Raw genomic sequence first — 15301 nt, forward strand, 5'->3', positions numbered from 1 at the left:
TCGTCGAACCTGACGCTGGCCGACACCAACGAGGAAGCGGCCAACAGCCAGGCGCTGTCGACCCGCCAGTCGATCGCGGTGTCCGCGCTGTCGCTGGCCAACTCGTCCCAGCAGAGCGTGCTGCAGCTGCTGCGCTAACAGACGTTCTCAGCACGACTTGGAAGGCGGCGGGGGCAACCCCGCCGTTTTCTTTTTGACCCTGCCTTTTTCGCGAATCAGCGGCGGCACCATCCGCCGCTCTTTTTTTGCCTCCCGACGCCGTATGGTTAACATATTGTTTTCACGCGGGTTTGCTTTCCGCCCGCGCGCTTAAGGCGCTGTTAACCATATTTTAAAAAGTGCTCCGTCATAGTTCCGGTATTCAGGAAGCAGGTAGGCCGAGAATCGGCCGCGTCGATCCGGTGCGCACCCGTGTATGTGCGACTGAGGTCCCACTTCCAGAAGGCGTCGAAGCACAACCGGCATCCATCGCGGCGGCCAATGCGGTCGTTCGGGGTGGGGGCAGCCGCTGACCTGAAGGGTCAGCGCCAGCGCGGATCAGGAAGGTATCAACATGTCCAACGTCGTTCTCTCGGCATCGGTTCGCCAGAACCTGCTCTCTTTGCAGTCGACTGCCGATTTGCTTGCGACTACCCAGAACCGACTTGCCTCAGGCAAGAAGGTCAACACCGCGCTGGACAACCCGACGAACTTCTTCACTGCCGCGGGGCTCGACGCCCGCTCCAGTGACATCAACAATCTGCTCGACGGGATCAGCAACGGTGTGCAGATCCTGCAGCAGGCCAGCAACGGCATCACTTCGCTGAACAAGTTGATCGACACCGCCAAGTCGATCGCCAACCAGGCGCTGCAATCCAACGTCGGCTACGCCACCAAGTCCAACGTCTCGGCCACCATCACCGGCGCGACGCCGGACGATCTGCGCGGCACCACCAGCTACACCAGCGCCAACGCGCTTTCGAAAGTGATCGTCGACGGCACCGCTGGCGGCGCCCATCCGATCACCTCCACCACCACGCTCGGCGCGACCTCGGTGTCGCTGGTCGGCAGTGCCGCGCCGGACGGCGCCGGTACCGCCGCCTCGCTGGCGATGGGTCTGACCCTGATCGGCACCCCGGGCGCTTCCACCATCAAGGGCACCGCGGCGCCGGTCGATGGCGACACCCTGACCGTCAATGGCAAGACCATCACGTTCCGGTCCGGTACGGCCGCCTCGGCCGTGCTGCCGGCCGGCTCCGGCATCAGCGGTAATCTGATCACCGACGGCAACGGCAACACCACCGTCTATCTCGGCAGCAACGCTTCGCCCGCGGCGACCGTGAAGGACCTCGCCGACGCCATCGATCTCGCCAGCGGCGTCAAGAAGGCGCTGATCAGCAACGGCGGGGCGACCATTTCGCATTCCTCGGGCACCGACGCGACGATCGCGAGCGGCGTGCTGACCCTGACCACCGGCACCGGCGCCGATCTCAGCATCACGGGTCACGCCGATCTGCTCAACGGCCTTGGTCTGACCACCTCGCTCGGCTCGGGCGATGTCACCATCACCCAGTCGCGTCAGATCACCGCGGCGTCGCTCGGCATGCCGGTCCAGGACGGCTCGACGCTGAACGTCAACGGCAAGACCATCACCTTCAAGAATGCCCTGCCGCCCGATGCTGCGAATGTGCCGGTCGGTTCGGGCGTCCTCAATGGCGTGGTCGCTGATGCCTATGGCAACTCCACCGTCTATCTGCAGGGCGCCACCATCGCTGACGCGCTGAACGCGATCGACATCGCCACCGGCGCGCAGGGCTTCTCGAATTCGGCTGGCGGCGTGCTGTCGCTGAAGCCCGGTACCGGCGTTGCCTCGCAAGTTGTGGCCGGCGCGCTGAAGATTTCGACCGGCACCGCCTCGGATTTGACCATTTCCGGCACCGGCAATGCGCTGGTGGCGCTGGGCCTGGCCGGCAACACCGGCACCGCTACCACCTTCACCGCGACGCGCTCGGCCGGCATCGGCGGCGTCAGCGGCAAGACCATGACCTTCACCTCGTTCAAGGGGGGCACCCCGGTCAGCATCACCTTCGGCGATGGCACCAACGGCACCGTGAAGTCGCTGGCGCAGCTCAACGCCAAGCTGGCGCCCAACAACCTGATCGCGCAGATCGACGCCAATGGCGTGCTGACCATTTCGGCCGGCAACGACTACGCGTCGGCGACCATGGGCTCGAGCGTCGATGGCGGCGTGATGGGCGGCACCATCACCGCGGCGCTGACCTTCACCACGCCGTATCCGCCGGTGCCCGATGCCAACTCGCAGGCGGCGCGCGCCAAGCTGGTCGAGCAGTATAATAACGTCATCAATCAGATCACCACGACCTCGCAGGACGCCTCGTTCAACGGCGTCAATCTGCTGAACGGCGACACGCTGAAGCTGGTGTTCAACGAAACCGGCAAGTCGACGCTGAACATCATCGGCACCGCGCTGACGCCGGCCGGCCTCGGCCTGCCAACCCTGGTGGCTGGTGTGGACTTCATCGACAACGCGGCGACCAACCGCACGCTGGCCGCGCTCAACACCGCCTCGACCACGCTGCGCTCGCAGGCGTCATCCTACGGCTCAAACCTGTCGATCGTGCAGATCCGCCAGGACTTCGCCAAAAACCTGATCAACGTGCTGCAGACCGGCTCGTCGAACCTGACGCTGGCCGACACCAACGAAGAGGCCGCCAACAGCCAGGCGCTGTCGACCCGGCAGTCGATCGCGGTGTCGGCGCTGTCGCTCGCCAACCAGTCACAGCAGAGCGTGCTGCAGCTGCTGCGCTGATCCTGAGGGCTGAGCCGGAACCAAGGGGACCGGGCAGGGTCCGCCCCCACCGTCTCGGCCATGCCGCCGAATCGGTGGATATCTGTGGTGGCCTGCGCAGATTTCACCGTCAGACCGGCTTTCCCGCACGACGATCACTGCTAATCAGGCCAGCGCTGGCGGCGGACAGAGCGCGTCGAACAGGAGCCCCCTATGCCCTTGCGTGTCGAGTTGAAGCCGTTTGAGCGGATCATCATCGGTCAGAGCGTCATCACTAATTCCGATACCAGGACGGCATTCCTGATCGACGGCGACGCTCCGATTCTGCGTGAGAAAGATATCCTGACCGCCGAGACCGCCGACACCCCGGTGAAGCGCGTCTATCTGTGCGTCCAAATGATGTATCTCGAGAACGACATCCCGAAGTATCAGGATTTGTTCATGGGATTTATCAAGGACTTACTCGAAGCCGTGCCGAGCTTCCGCGGCGCGATCGAGGAGGCCAGTAAGCTTATCTTAAGCGGCAATCTGTACAAAGCGTTGAAGGAGCTTCGTGCATTGATCAAGCGCGAAGAAGAGCTGTTGAGGTAGACCATGTCGTATGCTGCTCAGGCTTATGCTCGTACCGCGCAGCAGACGTCATCTCCCCGCGAAACTGAAGCTCAGGCGCTGCTGAAGGCGGCGCGGATGCTGCAGGACGCGATGGCCCGTTTGGACGAGATCGATTCCGGCATCCAACGGGCGCTGATGTTCAATCGCAAACTGTGGTCGATCTTCGTCGGCGATGCGGTCAATGATCGCAATCCGGAAAAGATCGAGACCCGGCAGAACGTCGCTAATCTCGGCATCTTCGTGCTCAGCCAGTCGGCCGCATTGCAGCTCAAGCCCGAGCGCGACAAGATCCAAGCCCTGATCGATATCAATCTGCAAATCGCCGCTGGTCTGAGCGGACGTCCGTAAGCGCGCAGCACGTCACGGAGTGACCGGGCAATTATGTGCAGGATGCGGCATTGGCAGCTTCATGCCTGAGCCCAAGCATGCCAAATCGCCGCGCGGTGGGGCCGGCGGTTATTAACAACGAATCGACGCGACAATGACGATCGGACGTCAGGCCGAGCGGTCGGTTTCGAGCGGGCGAACTTCCTGCTTGGCGCTCTCCTGGGCTCGAAGATAAGCGCGTGCGCGCAGCTTCGATTCCTCAGGGTATTGGCTGACAACCAGATTGGTGGCCTTGTCGATGGTGACAAACACGATCTGAGCGGCGGCGCGATCGACGAACATGCTGCGCGCGTACTGATCGGTCGCGGGCGGCGGCGGACGATAATTCGAACCGGTCGTCGTTGCCGAGCTGCTCTCCGTGGCCGTGACGCTCTTGTCCGGCGGCAGATCGGTTTGAACCGCCGTCCGCGCGGCTTCCGGCGCGGGCTTGATCAAGTTAGCAACAGGCGTCCCGATCGGCTTGACGTTGAAATCAGTTCCCATGGCAGCCTCCTGGCTCCATCAAGAAGAATCCAACCCATCCCAGTTTGGTTCATACGCCTAGTGTTTAAACTTGCCCCTCAAGCGCGAGCGCTCATTTAATTCAACTGCGAAAGGTTTGCAGTCCTAATAACCGGCCGGCTTGCTGATTACAGCGAGCGGCTGACAGCAATCGGCGAGATCGCGCGCGGCGAGGGCGCGGCGCGATAGCCGGACGCGGTGTAGGTCTGCGGCGCGTTGCGGCGCTGCATCTCGCTGTTGACGCCGCGCACGATCCCTTCCGAGACGGCATGGGCGGTGGCGAGCACCGTGAGGTTGACCTGCAGCATGGCGCGGAACACGTCGTGATGGCGATGCAGCGCGGCCAGCAGGTCCGGAGTAGCGAGCGAGATGTACTTCTCGCTGGCCTTGAACAGCAGGATGGCGCTGACATAGCGGCGCGACAGCTCGGTCTTGCGCGGCTCGAGTTCCATGCCTTCACGGATCTTGCCGGCGCGAACCAGTTCGGTCTCGGCTTCGATCACCGTGAGCAGCGAGGTCATGACCTCCATCAGCTCTTCGGCGAATTTGCGCGCTTCGGCCGCAGTCTGAATCGGCGGGACGGCGCGTGACGCGGCGGCTTGCTGGGCGAATTGCTGCTGCATGGGAACGTCCTCACAAATTAGCTGGCGCCGGCTTGTCTCAGGATCAATGCGCGGTAGACATCGGTGGAAATGCCGAGGCCACCGGCCTTGGCGATCGAGCGGGTGTATTGGTCGGTCAACATCGAGCGCCAGGCGCCGGTTCCGACGGTGCCGCCGAACGGGCCTTCGCCTTCGATGCCGGTGCTCATCTGCGATACCATCGCGTTCAGGAACATCGCCTCGAACTCGGTGGCCTGGGTCTTGGCCTTGGCCTGGGTCTCCGGCGACACCTTCTTCAGCGCCGCGGCGAGCGTGTAGTCCGGGCGGCCGTTGCGCACCGGCACGCCGGCTTCGAGCGCAGCGCTGATCGCGGGGGACATCATTACATCACCTCAATGTCGGCTTGGATGGCGCCGGCCGCCTTGATCGCCTGCAAAATGCCGATCAGGTCGCGCGGGCCGATGCCGAGCGCGTTCAGGCCATCGACCAGCTGCTGCAGCGACACGCCGTCCTTGACCACCGCGAGCTTTTTGCCGTCCTCGGTGACGCCAATCCGTGAGTTCGGGGTCACCGCGGTGCGGCCGCGCGACAGCGGATTGGGCTGGCTGACCTGCGGGCTTTCGGAAATGGTGACCGTCAGATTGCCCTGGGCCACCGCCACGGTCGCGACTCGCACGTCGCGGCCCATGACGATGATGCCGCTGCGCTCGTCGATGATGATCTTGGCGGCGAGGTCGGGCTCGATCTGCAGCTGCTCGATTTCGGTCAGCAGCGCCACCACGTTACCTTTGAATTCCTTGGGGATCGACAGCTGCACGGTCGAGGGGTCGATCGGCTCGGCGGTCTTGCTGCCGAGATAGTCGTTGATCGCCGCGGCGATGCGCTTGGCGGTGGTGAAATCGGCATTGCGCAGCGCCAGTCGGGCGTTCGGCATCCGGTTCAGGGCGAATTCGATCTCGCGCTCGACAATCGCGCCATTGGCGATTCGGCCGACGGTCGGCACGCCGCGGGTAATTTTGGCGGCATCGCCCTCGGCCTGGAAGCCGCCGATCGCCAGCGAGCCCTGCGCGACCGCATAGACGTTGCCGTCGGCGCCGAGCAGCGGCGTCACCAGCAGGGTGCCGCCTTGCAGGTTCTTGGCATCGCCCATCGCCGACACGGTGACGTCCATGCGCGTGCCCTGGGTGGCGAAGGCCGGCAGGTTGCCGGTGACCATCACCGCCGCGACGTTGCCGGTACGGATGGTGGCGCCGCGGATGTTGACGCCCATGCGCTCGAGCATGGCCTGCAGCGACTGCTTGGTGAACGGTATGTTGTTAAGGGTATCGCCGGTGCCATTAAGGCCGACCACCAGGCCGTAGCCGATCAGCTGGTTCTGGCGCACGCCTTCGATATTGGCGAGGTCCTTGATGCGCGAGGTCGCCGCGGCGGATGTGCAGCTCACGGCCAGCGCCAGCGCCACGACGCCGATCGCCTGCCAGAACCGCTGCACCAAACTCACACCCGCGCTCCGCATCCCGTGCTCCCCGAGCTTGCGCGAGACCGCCGAAATCGTCGCGGCTCGCCGCAGCTTTCTATGCCAGCGCCGTGCCACCAGTGTCTTACGGATACCTCTCTGATTTTATTTGATAAAAATTGCGCGGCCGGGAACCCGGCGGTGCGGGATGGCGGGCGAAACTGCCGATCGCGGCAAAATTTGCCGATCCGTTTACCCGCCATTAACCATAATTGCCGAGTTTGGCGGTGAGGTCCCGTCGTTCACGGCTGCGCAAATACCCTCAGCGCTCCCATTTGACAGACAAGGCAACAGCGGAACCAGCACGATGCGCATCTATGGACCCAACGGGACCACGATCGGAACGCCGGCTGCCAGCAGCCGCCGCACCAGCGGCTCGTCCTTTACGCTCCCTGATACCGCCGCGCCGTCCGAGAGCCGGCAGGCCGCTGCGCCCAAGGCCGCGGCCAGCCTGGACGCGCTGCTGGCGATGCAGAGCATCGAGGATGACCCGACCGAACGGCGCCGCCGCTCGGTGAGGCGCGGCCGGGGCGCGCTCGATGCGCTCGACGAGTTGAAGCTCGGGTTGTTGTCGGGCAAGCTCGACAACGCCATGGTGGCCCGGCTGCGGGCCGCCGCCGCTGATCTGAAGGCTTCCTCGGGCGATCCCGGGCTTGATGCCGTGCTGGCTGAAATTGAGCTGCGGGTCGAAGTCGAACTCGCCAAAGCCGGCCAGTTCTAGGGCTATTGCCTGATTCTCGATCAGCTTAGTTCCTGTTCAGAAACGAATATCCACCGCCACCTGTCCATTCGGTCGGCGAGGACAATGTTGTCTGTCACACTGCACCGCTATATAAGCGGCCGCGCGACCGGGTATTTATACCGGCCTCTTGGACAGATGGAACGGCCTTGGAAAAACTGAAGAGCTACCGACCCTCTGAGAAAGAGCCTTTCATGAACGATCGGCAGCGCGAGTATTTTCGCGCCAAGCTGTTAGCGTGGAAGGACGAGATCCTGAAAGAATCCAGGATCACACTGCAGACGTTGCAGGAAGAAAACGTCAATCACCCCGATTTGGCCGACCGTGCCGCTTCGGAAACCGACCGCGCGATCGAACTGCGCGCCCGGGATCGCCAGCGCAAATTGATCTCTAAGATCGACGCAGCGCTGCAGCGTATTGAAGATAATACCTACGGATATTGTGAAGAGACCGGCGAGCCAATTGCACTCAAACGGCTCGAGGCACGCCCGATCGCGACTCTCTCGGTGGAAGCCCAGGAGCGTCACGAAAAGCGCGAAAAGGTCTATCGCGACGAGTAGGCCCCTTTCGCGCGGCGGTTCTCACCGCCGCGCTTTTGTTTTCACAGGTCGCTGAGTGCGCAGCGGCGGCTTGTTGCAGGCGTGTTCGCCGGCGTTTCGCACCAGCCCGCCATCGCTGCATCCTGTTACTGCGAGCTCAATGGCGCGCTACGCTGCAGCCGTGTCACCGGCGGCGGCGACCATTTCCCGATCAAGACTTCCGCCTGCGGCGCATATAGCCGCATCACCAGGTTGAACGCTCCCTTTGGGGCCGGCAGCCAGTTAGCTTCCTTGGCCGCGCCCGGGCTGTCGTTCTGAATCAATAGATCGAGCGAGCCATCGGCGTTGGTTTGCAGCGGCATCCAACTGCTGAGCGCAAAACGGTTGAGCGTGTTGGCGACCTGGAACCCATCGGAATCGTACAGCGTCACCGACCAGAACGCTTTCACCGGCGGCAGTTCATGCTTCTCGAAATGCAGCACGTAGGGCTGGCTGCCATCGAGCGGCTTGCCGGTGTCGTCGGCGATGTTCATCGGATAGATCGCGTCCTCGGGCACATTGGCGCCAAGCCCGGCCTGGGCGACGATGGCGCGTTTCAAGTAGTAATTGCCGTAGACGCCCATGGTGTCGGTGTTCATGGTCCAGCCGTTGGCCACGCGCGCCAGTGTCGGTAGCTTCCACGCCATCAGGCGCTGGCTTTGCGCGGGCGCGGCCTCCAGCGCCTTGCGCACCGCAGGTGGCGCTTTGCTCACATCGAAGCTTTGCCCGGGCACGATGCCGATCTGGCTGAGCCGCGCGATCATCGGCTGATCGGTGGCGTGCGGCGGAATGATTTTGAGCAGTTCGGCGGCGTAGCTGAAATAGGCGCCGGCCGTCATGGTATCGACCTGTACTTTCGGCGGCGTTCTGGTATCGACGCTGGGGTCGATCACGACGCGCGGCGGCGGGCCGGGCGGCTTGCCCCATTGCGATAGCGGCGTGATGGCGAGGCCAGCCTGTATCTTGTGCACGGCGGCGTAGTCCGACGGGCCGTCGGTCTTGGTGCGTCCGATGATCCACACCATCGGCGTCGGCGCCGCGATCGGCTGCATGCCGCTCGGAACCTGTCCTTGCCAGCCGGGCGGGGTGATCAGGAAGGTCGCGGCCTGCGTGCCCGTGGTACGCCAGCCGGGGGAGGCAAATACGTCGCTCCACATGTCCAGCATCGGCAGCAAGTAATAACGCCCGGACGTTTCGGGCACGGTGATCACCATCGGCTCTTTGGTGAGATCGAGCCAGGCACTGGAATACAGCGTATCGAAATTGGGGCGCACCACGATTTTGAAATCCGCGGGCGGGTAGGCCGGAATATTGACGAATGTATTCATCGGCCCCTTGCCGAGTTCCTTGCCCGGCTCGGCGATCGCTTGCTTGCGGGTGATGTCCATCGTCACCAGCGGATAGAAATAGAGATAAGCCTCGACCCCGATCGCGAGCGCCTCGTCGTCCGACAATGCCGCCTGCGATCGCGTCGGTGCCATGGCTATCAGCACCGCCGCCGTCAGCGCGGCGATCAGCTTGCTCAACCCACGAAGAACCATTTCGTCCTCCTCGATCCGATGAACCCGCGTCGGTGATGGTGAACGGCGACCGGACAACGAAGTTGACTTTGGTCAACTCGGTCAGGCGCGGGCCTTGTGCACCCGGCGTGTGACTGGATAGCGCGATTACTTATGGTCAGCGGGTTATCAGTTGCCGGCGCGAGCGCGTTCGGCATGCGATCACGGCTGGTGCGATCAGTATGATGTTTCGTTGACAATATCATACTGTGCGTGTCACGCTGCTGCTAACACGGCGAATGACCGTGACGTCATAACAGCGTGACACCGACACCAGGGGGGACGTTCGCGGCCAGTGCCGTGGACGCAAGGCGTTTCGATGAGTGATGGGGGCTTCCGTTCCGCTGCAGCGCCAAAGGCGCGCGCCGTGCTGCTGATGGGCACGATGATCGGCACCGCGCTGATCGTGTCGCCAACCGCCGCTCGGGCGCAGACCGCGCCGCATTCATTGCCGCAGATCGTGGTCGAAGCGCCGGCCGCCGAGCCGGAGCGGCCGCGGCGCCGCCAGACCTCACGGCATCAGCCCGCCTCCAGTCCCGCATCGCCGGCGGCATCGGCCGCGGTTCCGGCGCAGGAACCGGCGACGCCCGCGATGAGCGCGCCGGTCAATCTGTCCGCCAGCGCCAGCAGTGTCAGCGGCGCCGAGATCAATGCGCTGCCGGTGTCGCGCGTTGGAGAAGTGCTGGAGGCGGTGCCCGGGCTGATCGTCACCCAGCATTCCGGCGAAGGCAAAGCCAATCAGTATTTTTTGCGCGGTTTTAATCTCGATCACGGCACTGACCTTGCCATCACCGTCGATGGCATGCCGGTCAATATGCCGACCCACGGCCATGGCCAGGGCTATGCCGATATCAACTTCATGATCCCCGAACTGATCAGCGTGATGAACCTGCGCAAAGGCCCGTATTTCGCCGATGTCGGCGATTTCGGCTCGGCGGGTGCGGTCAGCATCGACTACCTGCGCGCCATGCCCAAAAACCTGGCCGAAGCGACGGTCGGCAGTTTTGGCTATCGCCGGCTGCTGTCGGCCGGTTCGACCAAGCTCGACCGCGGCACCGTGCTGGCGGCGTTCGAGGCCAACCACTCCAACGGGCCGTGGGAGGTCCCGGATAAGATACGCAAGCTGAACGGCGTGCTGCGCTATAGCGAAGGCACTTTGACCGACGGTTTTAGCGTCACCGCGATGGGCTACGCCAATCGCTGGATCTCGACCGACCAGGTGGCGCTGCGCGCGATCGAGCAGGGCCGGATCACCCGGTTCGGATCGCTCGACCCGACTGATGGCGGCGTGTCGAGCCGGTTCAGCCTGTCCGGCCGCTACGCCAAGACCAGCGATTTTGGCCAGACCGACGTCAATGCCTATGTGATCAACTCGGCACTACAGCTCTACAACAACTTCACCTATTTCCTGGACGATCCGATCAATGGCGATCAGTTCGCGCAATATGATCGCCGCATGGTCTATGGTCTGAACGCCAGCCAGCGTTTTGATTATCGCTTCGCCGGGCTGCCGGTCGAAACAAGGATCGGGGTGCAGGGCCGCGCCGACAGCATCAATGTCGCGCTCAATAAGACGCTGCAACGCTCCTATCTATCCACGGTGCGCGCCGACGATGTTGAGCAGCAGAGCATCGGGCTGTGGACCGACACCACGGTGCGCTGGACCGACTGGCTGCGCACCATGGTTGGTGTGCGCGAGGACGTGTTCGGCGGCCAGGTGAGGAGCGACACCCCGGCCAATTCCGGCACCACGTCGGCCTCGCTGACCAGCCCCAAGGCCGGCATCGTGCTCGGCCCGTGGTTGGGGACCGAATTGTTCGGCAATGCCGGCTATGGCCTGCACAGCAATGATATCCGCGGCACCACCATCACCGTCGATCCGATCGACAAGACCACGCTCCTCGATCGGGTGCCGCTGCTGGTGCGTTCCAAGGGCGCGGAAATCGGCGTGCGGAATAAGAGCGTCCCGGGGCTGACCAGCGCGCTAGCAGTATTCATTCTTGATTTCGATTCCGAACTACTGTTCGTCGGCGACGCCGGCACCACCGAGCCGAGCCGGCCGAGCCGGCGGGTCGGCATGGAATGGACCAATCACTACCAGCCGCAGCCCTGGCTCGGCGTCGATCTCGACCTTGCTTACAGCCATGCGCGCTTCACCAATCCGGATCCCGCCGGAAACTATATTCCAGGCTCGCCGGGCTGGGTGGCGAGCGGTAGCGTGACGTTCGGTCGGGAAACAGGCTGGTTCGGCGCGCTACGCGGCCGGTATTTTGGGGCGCGGCCGCTCACTGAGGATGGCTGGGTGCATTCGCAGGCGTCGCTGATCTTCAACGCCCGACTCGGTTACCGCTTCGATAACGGCATTCGGCTGCAGCTCGACGCGCTCAATCTGTTCGACGCGAAGACCAATCAGATTGAGTACTATTATATGTCGCGCTTGGCCGGCGAGCCTACGGGCGTCGGCGATCGGCACGTCCACGCCGTCGAACCACTCGCTTTGCGGGCAACTCTCGCGGGTTCGTTTTGAAATAGTGCATCAGCGCGCATCGCAGACGAAATAATTAGCGGTTTATGCGCGCGCATTAACATCCCGGAATGGGTTTCTGGCCAATGTCTGCGTGGGATGGATGAGCGCCTTGGGCGATCGCCAAAGAATTTCTCTATGGGATGCTGCCGACTACGTTTGAGCGATGGGCTCAGCGCGCATCTCAGATCATTGGGGAGACAATGATGTCACTGCTTGGGAACTTCAAAATCGTCTTCAAGGTCGGCTTGATCGTGGCGTCGCTGGCCTTGCAGATGGCGGGCCAGATCTGGTTCGCATCGATCCGCATGGAGAAGATTGACGAGTCCTATGCCGACGTGGTGCGCCGACTCGACAAATTCGCTCTGATCAACGCCCGCGCTGCCGGCAGCGCTGAGGAATACATTGCCAACGCCTTCCAGCTGGCTGCCGAAGGCAATGCACAGGGTGCGGCAAAATACGTCACCAAGATCGCTGATGACCGGCGCACCTACGAAACCCAGATGGCCGAGGTCCTCAAGAACCTGCCGGAACATGCGGCCGCGATCGAGCCGGTTGTCGGCAAGGTGAAGAAGGCGTTCGTGGCTTGCGATCCGGCGATCGGCTTCGCTGCCAAGGCGGCGTCTCCGGATGACAGCATCAAGGCGTCGATGCGCCTGAAGGAAGAATGCGTGCCGCCGCTGCAGGACGCGCTGGCGACCCAGCATCAGCTGATCGCCGACCTGTCGGTGGCCGCGGCCAAGGCTGCCGACGCGCTGACCGCTCAGACCGAGTCCACGATTTTCACCACCTATGTCACCGCCGCGATCGGCTTGCTGCTCAATCTGGCGTTCGCGATGTGGATCGGCATTGCCGGCCTGTCGCACCCGATCGATCGGCTGAAGAAGGCGATGCAGGCGCTGGCCCAGAACGATCTGTCGGTCGACGTGCCGGGCAAGGAGTCGCGTGACGAGATCGGCGACATGGCCCGCACCGTGGAAGTGTTCAAGAACAATGCGATCGAGGTCGAACGCCTGAAGCAGCAGCAGCTTGCGATCGAGGAGCGTGCCGCTGCCGAGCGCAAGGCCGACATGGAACGGCTGGCCAACAACTTCGAGGCGTCGGTCGGCGAAGTGATCCAGACCGTCACCACCGCCGCGGCCGAACTCGAATCCGCGGCCCGCTCGCTGACCTCGACCGCCGAGCGCGAAGAACACCTCGCCAGCACCGTGGCGGCTGCGTCCGAACAGGCCACCGCCAATGTGCAGTCGGTTGCCTCGGCCACCGAGCAGATGACCTCGTCGGTCAACGAGATCTCGCGCCGGGTCCAGGAGTCGGCCAATATCGCCCATCAGGCGGTCGATCAGGCCAAGCAGACCAACGACCGGATCGGTGCGCTGGCAACCGCCGCCGGCCGGATCGGCGACATCATCGATCTGATCAACAACATCGCGGGTCAGACCAACCTGCTGGCGCTGAACGCCACCATCGAGGCGGCGCGCGCTGGCGATGCCGGTCGCGGCTTCGCCGTGGTGGCGTCCGAGGTCAAGGCGCTGGCGGAGCAGACCGGCAAGGCGACCGACGAAATCAGCCAGCAGATCGCTGGCATGCAGTCGGCCACCCAGGAATCGGTGACCGCCATTCGCGAAATCGGCAGCACCATCGAGCGCATGTCGGAGATTTCCTCCAGCATCGCCTCGGCCGTGGAAGAGCAGGGCGCGGCCACCCAGGAGATCGCCCGCAACGTCCAAGAGGCGGCGAAGGGTACTTCGCAAGTCAGCAACAGCATCACCGATGTGCAGCAGGGCGCCAACGAGACCGGCACCGCTTCGGCGCGGGTGTTGTCGGCGGCACAGTCGCTATCGCGTGATAGCAGCCGGTTGCGCAGCGAGGTTGGTAACTTCCTCGACACGGTTCGGGCCGCATGATGCCTCTGGCGACAATTTCTGTCGGATGAAATTGTACCCCCCGAGCGGTCACCGCCCGGGGGGTCTTCGTTTCAAACCTTGTCAACCGTCATTGATAGCGAACACCAATCATGTTGGGTGCACTGAAAAACCTCAAAGCCGCACGCAGCCCCGCGCCGACCGAGTCTTTCGACCAGCCTGGCCATGACGCCACGCTGGCGCGGGTTCAGGAGCTGGTGTCCTGCCTGATTCAGGACCGTTATGACGACGCCCTGGCCGGTGATGACGAGGTGGCGCGCAGTTTTGCACCGCTGGTTCAGCATATGCGCGGCAAGACCGTCGCCGCCCTGACCATGCTGGCCGATATCTGGGTCGAGCAGACCGTGCCGCTGCTTGCCGTCGCCAATATGAAGGCCGACATGCACGCGCTCGGCGAGCGAACCCAGTCGGTGGCCGATGCGGTCAGTGAATTGACGTCGTCGATCGGCGAGATCGGACGGGCGACCGACGAGGTGGCGCGCGAGGCGGTCGAGGTGCACGACAAGGTCGCCGATAGCGCCAATGCCGCCGATCAGGCGGTGGCGTCGATCGGCAAGTCCGCGGAAGCGGTCGGCGATCTCGGCCACAAGGTCGATGCGCTCAGTTCATCGATCGAGCAGATCTCAGGGATTGTGAAAGACATCGAGGCAATCGCCCGCCAGACCAATCTTTTGGCGCTCAACGCCACCATCGAGGCGGCGCGTGCGGGCGAAGCAGGCCGCGGCTTTGCCGTGGTCGCGGGCGAGGTCAAGGCGCTGTCGAACCAGACCGCGCAGGCTACCGATGACATCCGCCAGCGCATCGCCAGTCTGCAGGAGGGCATGCAGGACATCGTGGTCGCGATGCGGCAAAGCGGGGAAACCGTGGAGGCCGGCTCGGTTTCGGTGCGTGACGCCGGCAACATGATCAAGACTATCAATGCCACTGTGGATGCCGTCACCCGCAACATGGCGACGGTTGCCGAGGTGGTGCAGCAGCAGATGGCCGCCACCAATGAAGTGGAGGCCAGTGTCAGCGCCACCGCCACCATGTCCAGCGACGCCCTGACCGCGATCGAGCGGCTCGCGCTTGCGGTCGATCGGGTTGGCGAAGTGGTGCAGCCGCGGCTGCAGGAGTTCACCAAGAACATCAACGACCGCAGCCTGGTGCAGCTGGCGCGCTCCGACCACGCCACCTTCAAGAAGCGCGTGATCGATACCCTGGTCGGCCGCGCCCATGCCAAGGCCTGCGATCTGCCGGACCATCACGGTTGCCGGTTCGGCAAGTGGTACGACAGCCTGCAGGACCAGGAGATCAAGGCCAGCTCCGCCTATCGCTGCATCGCCGAGCCGCATCTGCAGGTGCACGCCTATGGCAAGGAGGCGCTGGACAAGTTTCAGGCTGGCGATCTGGAGGGCGCGGTGTCGGCCGCCGCTGAGATGGAATCCGCCTCCCAGCAGGTGTTTGCGGCGCTCAATGAGATGTCGCAGCTGCTCGCCAACCGTGACGGCAAGAGCTGATCACGCCCTGGCGCGGCGGTCTGTACTGTCTGTGCTGACGTGGTCGCGGCACCTCGGTGTCGGGCTGCCGT

The 15301-nt window shown here is 63.5% G+C and carries 14 protein-coding genes; 9 read left to right on the forward strand and 5 right to left on the reverse strand.

Annotated elements, in window-relative coordinates; genetic code table 11:
- The 4 genes from BJ122_RS16670 to flaF form a co-directional block, all read left to right on the forward strand.
- Positions 1–138 (forward strand): flagellin (locus BJ122_RS16670; protein ID WP_146227215.1); only part of this gene is annotated, 138 nt, incomplete at its 5' end.
- A 415-nt stretch (positions 139–553) separates the two neighbouring features.
- Positions 554–2809, forward strand: coding sequence for a DUF1522 domain-containing protein (locus BJ122_RS16675; RefSeq protein WP_110782328.1), 2256 nt, complete (start codon positions 554–556; stop codon positions 2807–2809).
- Between the two features lie 192 nt (positions 2810–3001).
- A complete protein-coding gene (flbT, locus tag BJ122_RS16680) occupies positions 3002–3379 on the forward strand; it encodes a flagellar biosynthesis repressor FlbT (protein WP_110782329.1) in 378 nt (125 codons plus the stop codon).
- Between the two features lie 3 nt (positions 3380–3382).
- The gene (flaF, locus tag BJ122_RS16685) at positions 3383–3748 is read left to right on the forward strand and encodes a flagellar biosynthesis regulator FlaF (RefSeq protein ID WP_110782330.1); all 366 of its coding nucleotides are present in this window, start codon (positions 3383–3385) and stop codon (positions 3746–3748) included.
- Between the two features lie 147 nt (positions 3749–3895).
- Here the strand turns inward: flaF and BJ122_RS16690 are convergent, their stop codons facing one another.
- The 4 genes from BJ122_RS16690 to BJ122_RS16705 all read right to left on the reverse strand — a co-directional run bounded on the left by BJ122_RS16690 (position 3896) and on the right by BJ122_RS16705 (position 6406).
- Entirely contained in the window at positions 3896–4222 is a 327-nt protein-coding gene (locus BJ122_RS16690; RefSeq protein WP_245407769.1) for a hypothetical protein, read from the reverse strand.
- Positions 4223–4416: 194 nt separating this feature from the next.
- Entirely contained in the window at positions 4417–4911 is a 495-nt protein-coding gene (locus BJ122_RS16695) for a hypothetical protein (RefSeq protein WP_110782332.1), read from the reverse strand.
- Between the two features lie 17 nt (positions 4912–4928).
- Entirely contained in the window at positions 4929–5273 is a 345-nt protein-coding gene (gene flgJ / locus BJ122_RS16700) for a flagellar assembly peptidoglycan hydrolase FlgJ (RefSeq protein WP_110782333.1), read from the reverse strand.
- A complete protein-coding gene (locus tag BJ122_RS16705; protein ID WP_110782334.1) occupies positions 5273–6406 on the reverse strand; it encodes a flagellar basal body P-ring protein FlgI in 1134 nt (377 codons plus the stop codon). Before BJ122_RS16705 ends, flgJ begins: the two co-directional genes overlap by 1 nt.
- A 307-nt stretch (positions 6407–6713) precedes the next feature.
- Between BJ122_RS16705 and BJ122_RS16710 the strand changes: the two genes are divergently transcribed.
- Both BJ122_RS16710 and dksA read left to right on the forward strand, forming a co-directional pair.
- Entirely contained in the window at positions 6714–7127 is a 414-nt protein-coding gene (locus tag BJ122_RS16710) for a flagellar assembly protein FliX (RefSeq protein ID WP_110782335.1), read from the forward strand.
- 212 nt (positions 7128–7339) lie between these two features.
- Positions 7340–7705: an RNA polymerase-binding protein DksA gene (gene dksA / locus BJ122_RS16715; protein ID WP_085979391.1), complete on the forward strand. Its 366-nt coding sequence runs from the start codon at positions 7340–7342 to the stop codon at positions 7703–7705.
- A 125-nt stretch (positions 7706–7830) separates the two neighbouring features.
- On the opposite strand, the gene BJ122_RS16720 is transcribed toward dksA, so the two are convergent.
- Positions 7831–9264: a DUF1254 domain-containing protein gene (locus BJ122_RS16720; protein WP_245407770.1), complete on the reverse strand. Its 1434-nt coding sequence runs from the start codon at positions 9262–9264 to the stop codon at positions 7831–7833.
- A gap of 403 nt (positions 9265–9667) precedes the next feature.
- On the opposite strand from BJ122_RS16720, the gene BJ122_RS16725 reads away from it, so the two are divergent.
- The 3 genes from BJ122_RS16725 (at position 9668) to BJ122_RS16735 (ending at position 15230) form a co-directional block, all read left to right on the forward strand.
- Positions 9668–11809: a TonB-dependent receptor gene (locus BJ122_RS16725; protein ID WP_110782364.1), complete on the forward strand. Its 2142-nt coding sequence runs from the start codon at positions 9668–9670 to the stop codon at positions 11807–11809.
- A 203-nt stretch (positions 11810–12012) separates the two neighbouring features.
- On the forward strand, positions 12013–13713 hold the full coding sequence (locus tag BJ122_RS16730; RefSeq protein WP_110782365.1) for a methyl-accepting chemotaxis protein: 1701 nt from the start codon (positions 12013–12015) through the stop codon (positions 13711–13713).
- Positions 13714–13823: 110 nt separating this feature from the next.
- Positions 13824–15230 carry a methyl-accepting chemotaxis protein gene (locus BJ122_RS16735; protein WP_110782336.1) on the forward strand — a complete coding sequence of 469 codons (1407 nt, stop codon included), beginning with the start codon at positions 13824–13826 and terminating at the stop codon, positions 15228–15230.
- Positions 15231–15301 lie beyond the last annotated feature (71 nt).

It is taken from the genome of Rhodopseudomonas faecalis (assembly GCF_003217325.1).
Classification (GTDB): domain Bacteria; phylum Pseudomonadota; class Alphaproteobacteria; order Rhizobiales; family Xanthobacteraceae; genus Rhodopseudomonas; species Rhodopseudomonas faecalis.

What these genes read in the sequence shown, in the direction of transcription:
- flgJ (WP_110782333.1), bottom strand. Translation starts at nt 5,273, where the DNA reads ATGATGTCCCCCGCGATCAGCGCTGCGCTCGAAGCCGGCGTGCCGGTG.
- BJ122_RS16695 (WP_110782332.1), bottom strand. Translation starts at nt 4,911, where the DNA reads ATGCAGCAGCAATTCGCCCAGCAAGCCGCCGCGTCACGCGCCGTCCCG.
- flbT (WP_110782329.1), top strand. Translation starts at nt 3,002, where the DNA reads ATGCCCTTGCGTGTCGAGTTGAAGCCGTTTGAGCGGATCATCATCGGT.
- BJ122_RS16705 (WP_110782334.1), bottom strand. Translation starts at nt 6,406, where the DNA reads ATGCGGAGCGCGGGTGTGAGTTTGGTGCAGCGGTTCTGGCAGGCGATC.
- BJ122_RS16725 (WP_110782364.1), top strand. Translation starts at nt 9,668, where the DNA reads ATGATCGGCACCGCGCTGATCGTGTCGCCAACCGCCGCTCGGGCGCAG.
- flaF (WP_110782330.1), top strand. Translation starts at nt 3,383, where the DNA reads ATGTCGTATGCTGCTCAGGCTTATGCTCGTACCGCGCAGCAGACGTCA.
- BJ122_RS16675 (WP_110782328.1), top strand. Translation starts at nt 554, where the DNA reads ATGTCCAACGTCGTTCTCTCGGCATCGGTTCGCCAGAACCTGCTCTCT.
- BJ122_RS16720 (WP_245407770.1), bottom strand. Translation starts at nt 9,264, where the DNA reads ATGGTTCTTCGTGGGTTGAGCAAGCTGATCGCCGCGCTGACGGCGGCG.
- BJ122_RS16735 (WP_110782336.1), top strand. Translation starts at nt 13,824, where the DNA reads ATGTTGGGTGCACTGAAAAACCTCAAAGCCGCACGCAGCCCCGCGCCG.
- dksA (WP_085979391.1), top strand. Translation starts at nt 7,340, where the DNA reads ATGAACGATCGGCAGCGCGAGTATTTTCGCGCCAAGCTGTTAGCGTGG.
- BJ122_RS16730 (WP_110782365.1), top strand. Translation starts at nt 12,013, where the DNA reads ATGTCACTGCTTGGGAACTTCAAAATCGTCTTCAAGGTCGGCTTGATC.
- BJ122_RS16710 (WP_110782335.1), top strand. Translation starts at nt 6,714, where the DNA reads ATGCGCATCTATGGACCCAACGGGACCACGATCGGAACGCCGGCTGCC.